Source organism: Faecalimonas hominis (assembly GCF_054660755.1).
Map to the genome: position 1 here is coordinate 1 of NZ_BAAHSH010000035.1, position 11,597 is coordinate 11,597.

Sequence of the window (11,597 nt, forward strand, 5' to 3'; positions counted from 1 at the left end):
TGTTGGCAATAGATACATTATATTATGGATTTGAGTGAGAACAAGGAATGTGTTTTTTATAAAAAAATTGATATGAGAAGTTTAATTAGCATGAACTTATGTTATATAATTTGAAAAAATATAGTAAGGGAAAGGAGCAATATGAGATATATTTATAAGATTTCCGGAAAGATAAGTTTGATGTTTTACATTTTTACACTGTATCGGATATGGCACTTGTGTCAATACGGAGGTTTGCGAAGCCATGTTCCAACATTGGCGGTAGGAATGACAGACTTTGTGGGAACGTTTATTTTATGGGCGATTTCAAGGAAGGTTATCAGAAAGACAGACTCTGCATATCGTGAAAAAAGGACAGTTTTTTATACAGAAATTGCTATTTTTATTATGGCAACACTTTTCTTTGGAGGGCGCATAGTCTATTCTGCAATTCCATATCACGGGGCATTGTCGTGGAAAATGGAAGAATGGCTTCATAAAAAAGAGATAAAATTGGAGCATGATAATGTGTTTGAAAATGGTGTGGAAGGAATTTTGACGGATTTAGATGAAGAACTGGAATTGCCTGAAGAACTTTATATTGCAGATAAAGTTCAAATAGGATTTGACAAAAACGGAAAGATTCAAAACATTGACGCATTTATATACGGGAAAGATAAACAGGGAGAGAAAAGGACGTATCTCATCGACTATGATGCAGACAAGAGTGAGGACATGACAGTTTGGCTGGACGGAAATGTAAATGGCAAATATGATGAAGATATGCGTTTGTCTCCGATGACTCAGATTTTGAAAAGGGCAGAGTGGAAAAAGAAGGTAAATGTCTGGGCGAAAACAGATTATGAAGACAATATATATGAAATATTTTATCTTGGACGAAGAGCATTCGGTTCGGAGGAAGGTTTACGGTATGTTCCGGGAGATGCAGACGGAGACGGGAAGGAAGCCGGAGCGGATAGTTTATTGCAACTTAGAAGAGGCGGAGAAATTGTCGGTTTTGAGGTGTCCTTACATATTCCGGAAAAAAGTAGTGTTACACCTGTCCGATATATTATGGATCTTGAGTATATCAGTCAGGAGAAACTGAACGAAGAGAATGACAAACAGCAGATTGATAAAGCGAAAGATGCGAAGAAGTGGACGGTTGACAGAGGTAATGGAACGATGTATTTCCTATTAGATAACCGCAGCGGCTGGCGTTTGGTGGAAAAAGATGCGGCTGCCGGGAGCAGATTCTACGGACTGGAAAAGACTGCAGACGGAGGAAAGACATGGCAAAGTATAAATGAAACTCCGTTTGGCGAACAGTTTGGAGTTGCGGAAGGATTGTTATTTTTTGACGAGAGTTTTGGGGTTGCAGGGCTTACGGGTGCGTCCCAATCTGAATCTGAATTATACATAACGCGAGATGGAGGAATTTCATTTAAACAAATTGAACTTCCGATGAATACGGTTACGGAATTGCAGGAATCCGCAAAAGAATATGACTATATGCATATGCCGGAGGAGGAAAATAATATATTGACGATAACGGTGACAAAAGACGGAGCGGAGACAGACGGAATTGTGTTCCAATCGACAGATAAAGGAGTTACATGGACATATAAAGAGATGACTGAAAAATCAGGTGATTGATATTACCTGATTTTTTAGTGTTCAATATTCATGGCAGATAATATACTTTGTTTTTGTAAAACTTAAACAAAATTTAAGGAATAATGAATTGAAAAATGTTGACAAAGTACAAAAACTGGAATACTATTTTCTCATCAATACTATGTAGCGCATCACGCAAAATAAGGAGGGATTTGATGAAGAGAAAAGTTATGGCAGGTATGCTGACGTTTGCAATGCTTGGAATGTCACTGGGAGGATTTCAAACACCGCAAGTGCAGGCAGCGGAAGATTTAGGGAGAGTTGGAGTTCATGTGTCGGCGAAAGAGGGCGGATATGACGAGACACTTCCGGATTTACATTTTAAGAAAGCAGATGCGACAAAGACAAGCGGATATGTAAAAGTATATCCGGAGGAAAAAAGACAGACCTTTCTCGGAGTGGGAGGGGCTATGACGGAGTCGGCTGCTTACAATCTGCAGAAGTTAAGTAAGGAGAAGCAGGAAGAAGTTTACGAAGCGTATTTTGGAGAGAATGGGGCTAAGTATTCTGTTTTGCGTTCTACTATCGGTTCGGCGGACTTTTCAACAAGGTCTTACAGTTACAATGACACGGAAGAACCTGATCCGGAACTGAAAAATTTCAGTATTGAGAAGGATTGGGATTACATTATTCCGGCAGTGAAAAAAGCACAGTCATACAGACCGGACATCAAATTTTTTGCGGCACCTTGGGCACCGCCGGCATGGATGAAGAAAAGCGGTGTAAGAAGAGGACAGACAGGAACAGCAGGTATTAATTTTGTGGATAATTCCGTAAAACCGGAATACTATGAGAGTTATGCAAATTACCTTGTGAAATATATTCAGGAGTATGAAAAAGCGGGAATTGATGTATATTCATTATCTATGCAGAATGAAGCGCAGAACAATCCAAAATGGGAGGCGGCTACATGGTCTACAGATGCGGTGATTGATTTTGTGGGAAATCATCTCGGACCTGCACTCGAGAGAAATAACTTAGATCCACAACTTTTAATTTGGGATTGGGATAAGGGAAATGACCCGATGCACCATGACGGATTTATCGATTTTAACACAAAAGTATTGAGCAATGAAAAAGCAGGAAAATATATTGACGGAATCGCATTTCATTGGTATGCAGGTGATGTGTGGCATGAAATTCAGGGAGTTCCGATGTGGTCTAAAGACTTTTACAGTCTGGATACGGTGAAAGAAAAATTCCCGGATATTCATCTGTATGCCACAGAGGCATGTCAGGAAAAAGGGGCATGGTTTGGAAGTTTTGATCCTGCTGACCGATACATTTATGATATTTTAAATGATTTTGAACACGGAACGGAAACATGGATTGACTGGAATCTTGTTCTCGACAGAGAGGGAGGCCCTACTCAGGGTGTAGTAAACAAATGTCACGCTCCTGTTATGCTAGATGAAAATAATAACGTATGCTATCAGCCGTCTTATTACATTTTGAAACAGATTAGCCGAACGGTACAGCCCGGAACAGTCAGCATTAAGACAACGACAGATACGGACATTGTGAAAACGGCGGTAATGGACGATGAGGGAGTGGTTTCTGTCATGCTTGGAAATATTACGGATAGCGAGAAGAAAGTTACCGTGATAGATGATGACAGAAGTGTGGACGTTACATTAAAACCACATTCACTGACAACAGTGAAGTATGACAGCGACTATCAGCCTGACGAAGATATAGACGCAACACTTCCTGACGTGGCAGTAAAACCGATTGCCGCAACAGCAAGCAGTTATGAGAAAAATCCAATCTACAATTATCAGGCAGTTTCAGCCATCGACGACAGCATGAAGACAAGATGGGCAAGTGACTGGACAAATCAGGAAGACATTACATTTGAGCTTTCGTCAAGAGCGACTGTTTCCGGTATACAGTTGTATTTTGAAAACGGACATGATGCGCTGTATGATATTCAGGTATCTGACGATGGGAAAAACTTCAAAACCGTCAAAACGGTGATGATAGAGGAAATGAAGTCTCCGCAGGTAACGGTACGGTTTAACCCTGTAAAAGCGAGATATGTAAGATTCCAGGGTATTCAGAGAAATGATAAATATGGATATTCCATTTATGATGCAAAGGTATTGGTAAAACAATAATAAAAAAACTGCTGCGCTGTGTAAAACGGTGCAGCAGTTTTCATGTTATTCCCCTTTTTGAATCATTTTTCTATATTTTCCCGGTGTCATATTAATGATTTTATAAAACAGTCTGGAAAAATGCTGGGAATCATTCAACCCTATTGATAAAGCAATATCCACAAGGGGCATATCGGTGGAACTCATCAACTGAATTGCCTGATTGATCCGATAAATATTAATGTAGTTGGCAAGCGTAAGATTCATGTGCTGGGAGAAAAGTTTTCCAAGATAGCGGGTGGAAATGTTCAATTCTTTCGCAATATCGGGAATTAAAATCTTCTCCTGAAAATGTTCCGAAACATATTGAAGCGTATAGGAAATATAACGGTTCTGCACATGAACACTCGGTGTCAGAGGTTCGTCCTTAGAAACCTGTTCCAAAACGTATAGCATTAACTGTGCGACATACAGATTGGTTGATATGGCGGAATAAGAATTCGGATTCTGATAAACGCCCACAATGGAAGTCACTAGATTAAAAAGGGTAATGTTTGACGGTTGTTTATAATAAAAATCGCAGTGAAATAATAAGGCATCTGAAAGTGATATGGAAAATTCAGGTGTCTTTTTCACTAAAATATGTGCAAACAATTCAGGTTCAAAGTGAATGTGCAGAAATTCACACTGCTCATTTTCTTTCACCTCAAAAGAATGAACCGTGTTCGGTAAAATCATAATAAAATCATCTTTTTTGCAGGAAATATCTTTTCCGTTAATATTCATAAAACAATTTCCCTGTGTAATCAGATAGACCTCAAAACTGGTATGAATATGACGCCCAAAGAGATACGGACCTGAGTGACTTTGCAGACAGCCTCCGGAGACGGCACAGGCGGAAATATCAAAGTAATCAGATGATGTTGAAGAAACCATTATATACCTCTTTTCCTGCCATAAAATTGGCATATTTTCTCTGTCTACAAGTATACAGAGAAAATGAAGTGATGTAAAGGAGAAAAGACATTGACACTTTTGTCAATATATTTTATTCTACAAACAATCGAATAAAAAAGAAAAGGAGAAATACATGGGATTTTCATTTGATGTCAGTGTACCGGTAGTGACGGTATTTTTTCAGGGATTGCTGAGTTTCTTTTCACCGTGCGTGCTTCCGCTGATACCGATTTATATTAGTTATCTGTCAGGAGGAGCGGGAGTAAAAGGAGAGGACGGCAAGATTCATTTTAAAAAGAGTAAAGTAATGCTTCACACGTTATTTTTTGTTTTGGGAATCAGTTTTACTTTTGTTGTTTTAGGGCTGGGAGTTTCAGCGTTTGGAAGTTTCTTCAAGGATAATCAGTTGATTTTTGCGAGAGTAGGCGGGGTTCTTGTTGTCGGATTTGGGTTATACCAACTTGGGGCGTTTGGAAAGAGTTCTTTTCTTGGAAAAGAGAGACGTTTGCCGATGAAAGCAGATGTGCTTGCCATGTCCCCGATTGTTGCCCTTGTTATGGGATTTACGTTTAGTTTTGCGTGGACGCCATGTGTAGGACCGACGCTTGCCAGTGTACTTTTAATGGCAGCATCGGCGACGACAAAGTGGACGGGGTTTGCACTGATAGGCGTATATACGGCAGGTTTTGTTCTTCCGTTTTTGGCAGTTGGATTGTTTACGACTACAGTTTTAGAATTTTTCAAAAGTCACATGAAAGTAGTCAGGTATACAGTGAAAATCGGGGGAATTCTGATGATTCTTATGGGTGTACTGATGTTCACGGGAAAAATGAACGCATTTACCGGATATTTATCGGGAACTTCTTCCAATACGGAGACAAAGAAACCGGAGAAAAAAGCGGAGGAAACGGAGGCGGAGAAGCAGGAGAAAGAATCTGAAGACAGTGAGATGTCCGCCATTGATTTTACTTTATATGACCAGTATGGAAAAAAACATTCTTTGGCAGACTATAAAGGAAAAACCATTTTCCTGAATTTCTGGGCCACATGGTGTCCGCCGTGTAAAGCGGAGATGCCGGACATACAGAAACTTTATGAATCATATGGAGATGACGAGGAAGTGGCTATTTTAGGTGTGGCTGCTCCAAATATAGGGAATGAGACAGATGAAGAGGGAATTAAGACATTTTTAAAAGAAAATGGTTATACTTATCCTGTACTCATGGATACGGAAGGAGAATTATTTATGCAATACGGTATATCTTCCTATCCGACTACGTTTATGATTGATAAAGAAGGAAATATCTTTGGATATGTCAGTGGTCAGTTGTCGGAGGATATGATGAAGAGTATTATTCGGCAGACAATAGAAGGAAAACGTGAATAATAACTATGGGAAATATAGGCGATTTATGATATAGTCAAGGAAATAGAAATTAAAAGGAGGGATTGTTATGCCAGCACTTTATGCACATAACCAGTTTGGAAATCGTGTTTTACAGAAACTTGATGCGAAGAAAAGAGAGTTTCTTTTAAGGAATTTGAGACAGTTTAGAATAGGGTTACAGGGTCCGGATTATCTGTTTTTCTACAAACCTTTATCGCCTAACCCGGTAAGTCAGATAGGGTTTCAGATACATGAAAGACCGGCGTCAGAATTTATAGAATACGCAAGAAAGGTGATTCGGGAAAACGGAACGGAATCTCCGGAGTATGCGTATATTCTCGGTTTTATCTGCCATTTTGCTCTGGACAGCGAGTGTCATTCATTTGTGGCAGAGGAAATGGAGAGAACGGGAATCGGTCATGTGGAGTTGGAGAGTGAGTTTGAGAAATTTTTAATGCGAAAAAATGGTGAAGAACCGCTTTCTTATCCGGTAGGAAAAACTTTTCCGACAGATAAGGACACGGCGAAGTGTGTAGCAAAGTTTTATGAAGGCGTGGAGCCGGAGGAAGCACATAAAGCGTTAAAATCCATGAGAAAATATAAGAGTATTCTTGTGGCGCCGGGGAAAGTGAAAAGAACTATTTTAAATAGAGGAATGAAACTGTCCGGACAGTACGATGCCCTTCAGGGACATTTATTTAAAGTGGAAGATAATCCAAAGTGTGTGGAAAGCAATGCAGGTCTTTATGAGAGATTTAAAAATGCTGTTCCGGTAGCAGAATATCTTATTCAGAAATTTGATGAGTATTTGGAAGGAAATGAACTGGACGAACGCTTTGAACGTGATTTTGAGTAACCGCGGGGGACATACAAATGAATAAGAGTAAATTGACGAAGTTAGAAAAATATTGGATTTTATATGATGTGGGGAATTCGGCATTTATTTTGCTTGTATCTACGATTATTCCGATTTATTTTGATGCAATGGCAGAAAAAGCGGGAATTTCAGAGGTGGATTATCTGGCGTATTGGGGATACGCAACTTCTGTTGCCACATTTTTGGTGGCAATTATCGGTCCTATTTTAGGAACAATTGCAGATACGAAAGGATATAAGAAACCGATTTTTGCCGTCAGTATGATGGTCGGAGTGCTTGGCTGCGCAGGACTTTCCCTTCCGACATCGTGGATTGTCTTTTTGGCAGTGTTTGTGGTGGCGAAAGTAGGATATTCAGCCAGTTTGATATTTTATGATGCAATGCTTGCTGATGTGACGACACCTGAGAGAATGGATACGGTGTCCTCACACGGCTATGCATGGGGGTATCTTGGAAGCTGCTTTCCATTTATCATCAGTTTAATATTCGTATTGTTTCATGAGAAAATCGGAATCAGTATGACGGCTGCAATGATATTTGCTTTTTGTTTAAATGCCGGCTGGTGGTTTTTAGTCACTTTGCCTCTTTTGAAAAACTATGAGCAGACACATTATGCGGAAAGAGAGAAAAATCCGATTCGTTCAAGTTTTAGAAGATTGGGACAATCCTTCAGTGAAATAAAAGAACATAAAAAGATATTTTTGTTTTTAATTGCTTTTTTCTTTTATATTGATGGAGTGTATACAATTATTGACATGGCCACAGCGTATGGAAGTGCTTTAGGTTTGGATACGACAGGACTTTTAGTTGCGCTTTTAGTTACACAGATTGTTGCATTTCCGTTTGCACTGTTTTTTGGAAAGGCGTCGAAGAAATACGAGACGGACAAATTGATTAAAATATGTATTGTGGCATATACGGGCATTGCAGTTTTTGCTATTCAGTTGGACAAACAGTGGGAGTTTTGGGTGCTTGCGGTAGTTGTCGGAATGTTTCAGGGGGCCATACAGGCGTTATCCCGCTCCTATTTTGCTAAAATTATTCCGCCTGAAAAGTCGGGAGAATTTTTTGGTCTGTTTGACATTTGCGGAAAAGGGGCTTCATTTATGGGAACAGCGCTGATGGGAGCGTTTGCTCAGTGGACAGGAAGTCCGAACGGGGGAGTGATTATCTTAGCAATTATGTTTTTGATAGGATTGGCAGTTTTTGTAAAGGCGAATCGACTGGAGGGATAATGAATGAAAGTAAAGAAATTAAGTACAGACAGGCAAATCGGAATAGGAGTGTTCTCCTCGTCTTCTCCTATATCAAGTACGACGCCTGTTCGTTATATGAATGGGAAGAAATACTTAGAGGAAAAAGGATATAATGTTATTGACGGTTTGTTATTTCAGAAGAAAGATTTCTACCGTTCGGGAAGTATTCAGGAGCGGGCAAAAGAATTTAACGAACTGCTTTATCGAGATGACGTACAAATTTTAATGTCTTCTATAGGTGGAAACAATACAAATTCCATTTTACCTTATATTGATTATGAGTATTTAAGAAAACACCCGAAAATGATTGTCGGTTATTCGGATACAACGGCACTTTTATTGGCGATTTATGCAAAAGCGGGACTGGTGACATTTTATGGACCTGCACTGGCAGCGTCTTTCGGGGAATTTCCGCCGTTTGTCGATATGACATATGAATACTTTGAAAAAATGCTTCGGTATACGGAAGGGACATTTTCATACAAGCAGCCGGAATATTGGACAGATGAATTTGTTGATTGGAGTACACAGAACCGCTCTAAAGAAAAAAGAGATAACGAATGGGTATGTGTAAAAGAAGGAAAGTGTGCAGGAAGAGTTGTCGGCGGGAATCTGAACACGATGGAAGGATTTTTCGGAACGGAATATATGCCGGAAATACGAAAAGGAGATATTCTTTTTATTGAAGATTCGCTAAAAGATGCCTGTACGATAGAAAGAAGTTTTTCATTATTAAAACTGGCAGGCGTGTTTGATAAAATCGGCGGACTGATTTTAGGAAAACATGAAAAGTTTGACGACAATGGAACGGGAAGAAAGCCGTATGACATACTAATGGAAGTTATCGGGGAAGCAGATTTTCCTATATTGGCTGAGTTTGACTGTTGCCACACTCACCCGATGTTTACTTTACCGATAGGCTGCAAGATAGAACTGAATGCGACAGAGAAAGAAGTGACTTTATTAGAAACCCCGTTTGATATATAGGGAGGTGTCAAAATATGAAAAAGAAAATGCTTCTGTGTCTTCTCACTATTTTTCTCTTTACTGTTTTTGTTACGGGCTGTGACGTGGAAAAAGAAAAATCACAAAGTTATCTGAATGCGAAGGTGATTGAAGTGAGGGAAAATACTCTCATAGTTAAACCGACAGATAATAAAGAAACGAAAGCCCCAAAGGAAGTAAAAGAGGCAGAGAAACTCACCTTAGATTTAACCGGATTTGATATAAAAGCAATGCCGGAAAATTTGACGGAAGGCGAAAAAATTCGTGTGGTCTTTAATGAAGATAGTGTGGAAAAGGGAGATATTTCTAAAATTAAAATCGCATTTGCCATCTACCGCATGGATAAGAACGGAGATATAATAACAGAATAAAGATTTTTGCAAGTGAAAGAGTGTGAGTTGTATTAAAATTATGCTCTTTCATTTTTTGTGTTTTCAAAACTTTTTCAATTTAAAGCATAAAAACGTTGAAGAATTACAGAAATGAAGTTATAATGAGTTGGAAACAAAAATGAAAGAGGATTTAGTTATGAAAATAATAAGTACATTATATAATCTGATGTGGGGAGATTTGATTACAATACCCCTTCCGGGCGGAAGTTCAATAGGTTTATCCCTATTGGTAATGATTTTAGTTCCGGCGGGGATTTTTTTCACAATAAGGACAAGGTTTATCCTGCTGAGAAAATTTCCACACATTCTGCAGATTGTGAAGGAAAAGAAAAGTGAGACACAGAAAAACAGCATATCAGGTGTACAGGCATTGATTGTATCTACGGCAACCCGTGTAGGTATGGGAAATTTAGTCGGAGTTGTTGCGGCAATTTCGGCAGGTGGAGCGGGAGCGGTCTTTTGGATGTGGATTTCAGCCCTGATTGGTTCGTCCACGGCGTTTGTGGAGGCGACACTGGCTCAGATGTATAAGGAGAAAGATCCATTATATAACGGTTATCGGGGCGGTCCGGCATATTATATTCATTCATATATGACAAGGAAAAAAGAGAGAAGATATAGTTTAATAGCCGTTTTATTTGCGATTTCAGGGTTGGTATGCTGGTGTGGAATTAGTCAGGTAATCAGTAATTCCGTAACTTCATCAATGGAAAATGCGTTCCACATTCCACCGATTTATACAACGGTTATACTTGTGGTAGTTTCTGCTATTATTGTTTTAAGAAAAAATGCAACTGTGAAAGTACTGGACGTTGTGGTTCCGATTATGGCAGGGGGTTATTTGCTTATTACACTGTTCATTATTGGAAAGAACATCGGAATGCTTCCGGAAGTTTTCAGCAGAATTTTTGCTGAGGCGTTTGGAATCCGTCAGGTTGTCGCAGGTGGATTTGGCGCAGTTTTGATGAACGGGGTAAAAAGAGGATTATTTTCCAACGAGGCAGGAAGCGGTTCGGCGCCGTGTGCCGCAGCGGCAGCGGACGTAAGCCACCCGGCGAAGGCAGGACTTTTACAGGCATTTGGTGTATTTATCGACACGATTGTGATTTGCAGTTGTTCTGCGATGATTATGCTTTTAGTACCGCAGGGAAAAGTAGAAGGTCTTGTTGGTATGGAATTTTTGCAGAAGGCAATGGAATATCACATGGGCGAATTTGGAGTGATTTTCATTACATTTACGCTATTGTTGTTTAGTTTTTCGACATTTATCGGTGTGTTGTATTATGCAAGGTCAAATGTGGCGTATTTATTCGGAGATAACTGGACATCACAGACAATTTATAAAATAGTTGCACTGGCAATGTTGTTTATCGGTGGACTGGCGACATATACATTTGTCTGGGATTTGGGAGATGTGGGAGTCGGACTGATGACGATTTTCAATATGCTTGTTCTGATTCCGATGTCAAAACAGGTAATAAATGTGTTGAAAGATTATGAGAAAAAAGTATAAAGTGTGGGCAGGGAGATTATTTTTCCTGCCCGTTTTTATTTTATAGTAATGAATGAAAATAATTTTCTAAAATACTTCCGGTTTCTTTGGCGGTATAGACAAAATCAGAATCCGTCAAATATTGAAAGAAAGAATAGAAAGCGGTGCATATGCTGGATTCTTTTATTTGGATAAAAGAAAATTGGAAGTTTTCTTTCAAAGAAAAAATCGTAACGGTATGTGATTCATGCAATTCAATGTTCAAGTAAGTAGGAGTATGAAAGGACGGCTTTAAAATATATGGGGTGAAAGCCTCGGCATCTCTATTGCGAAAATAACTTTTCAGCATTACTTTTCGTTCTTCGGGAGAAAATCCCATTTCTAAATTCTTATACTGTCCGAAACATTTTCCCGTCTGGCAAAACATTTCCAGTCCCGGCTAGGAAAAGAAAGAAATTGTCGTTCCCGATTTTTTTCGG

The 11,597-nt window shown here is 39.3% G+C and carries 9 protein-coding genes; 8 read left to right on the forward strand and 1 reads right to left on the reverse strand.

Going from position 1 to position 11,597, the window contains the following annotated elements; translation table 11 throughout:
• The first annotated feature begins 141 nt into the window (after window positions 1–141).
• Window positions 142–1,635 (forward strand): WD40/YVTN/BNR-like repeat-containing protein, encoded by a 1,494-nt coding sequence (locus ACYQ35_RS06715; protein ID WP_459831468.1) that lies wholly within the window; start codon window positions 142–144, stop codon window positions 1,633–1,635.
• A gap of 176 nt (window positions 1,636–1,811) precedes the next feature.
• Window positions 1,812–3,773: a discoidin domain-containing protein gene (locus ACYQ35_RS06720; protein WP_459831471.1), complete on the forward strand. Its 1,962-nt coding sequence runs from the start codon at window positions 1,812–1,814 to the stop codon at window positions 3,771–3,773.
• Window positions 3,774–3,818: 45 nt separating this feature from the next.
• On the opposite strand, the gene ACYQ35_RS06725 is transcribed toward ACYQ35_RS06720, so the two are convergent.
• The gene (locus tag ACYQ35_RS06725) at window positions 3,819–4,688 is read right to left on the reverse strand and encodes a helix-turn-helix domain-containing protein (protein WP_459831474.1); all 870 of its coding nucleotides are present in this window, start codon (window positions 4,686–4,688) and stop codon (window positions 3,819–3,821) included.
• A gap of 154 nt (window positions 4,689–4,842) precedes the next feature.
• Here ACYQ35_RS06725 and ACYQ35_RS06730 point away from each other — a divergent pair, with 154 nt between their 5' ends.
• From ACYQ35_RS06730 to ACYQ35_RS06755, 6 genes are all read left to right on the forward strand, one after another.
• Window positions 4,843–6,096, forward strand: coding sequence for a redoxin domain-containing protein (locus tag ACYQ35_RS06730; RefSeq protein WP_459831477.1), 1,254 nt, complete (start codon window positions 4,843–4,845; stop codon window positions 6,094–6,096).
• Between the two features lie 67 nt (window positions 6,097–6,163).
• Window positions 6,164–6,952 (forward strand): zinc dependent phospholipase C family protein, encoded by a 789-nt coding sequence (locus ACYQ35_RS06735; RefSeq protein ID WP_009462140.1) that lies wholly within the window; start codon window positions 6,164–6,166, stop codon window positions 6,950–6,952.
• A 17-nt stretch (window positions 6,953–6,969) separates the two neighbouring features.
• Window positions 6,970–8,208: an MFS transporter gene (locus tag ACYQ35_RS06740; protein ID WP_459831480.1), complete on the forward strand. Its 1,239-nt coding sequence runs from the start codon at window positions 6,970–6,972 to the stop codon at window positions 8,206–8,208.
• Between the two features lie 3 nt (window positions 8,209–8,211).
• Complete coding sequence (locus ACYQ35_RS06745; protein WP_459831483.1) at window positions 8,212–9,216, forward strand: S66 family peptidase; 1,005 nt, start codon at window positions 8,212–8,214, stop codon at window positions 9,214–9,216.
• 14 nt (window positions 9,217–9,230) lie between these two features.
• Window positions 9,231–9,605 carry a hypothetical protein gene (locus tag ACYQ35_RS06750; RefSeq protein WP_459831486.1) on the forward strand — a complete coding sequence of 125 codons (375 nt, stop codon included), beginning with the start codon at window positions 9,231–9,233 and terminating at the stop codon, window positions 9,603–9,605.
• Window positions 9,606–9,744: 139 nt separating this feature from the next.
• Window positions 9,745–11,139, forward strand: a complete 1,395-nt coding sequence (locus ACYQ35_RS06755; protein WP_459831489.1) for an alanine/glycine:cation symporter family protein — start codon at window positions 9,745–9,747, stop codon at window positions 11,137–11,139.
• Window positions 11,140–11,597 lie beyond the last annotated feature (458 nt).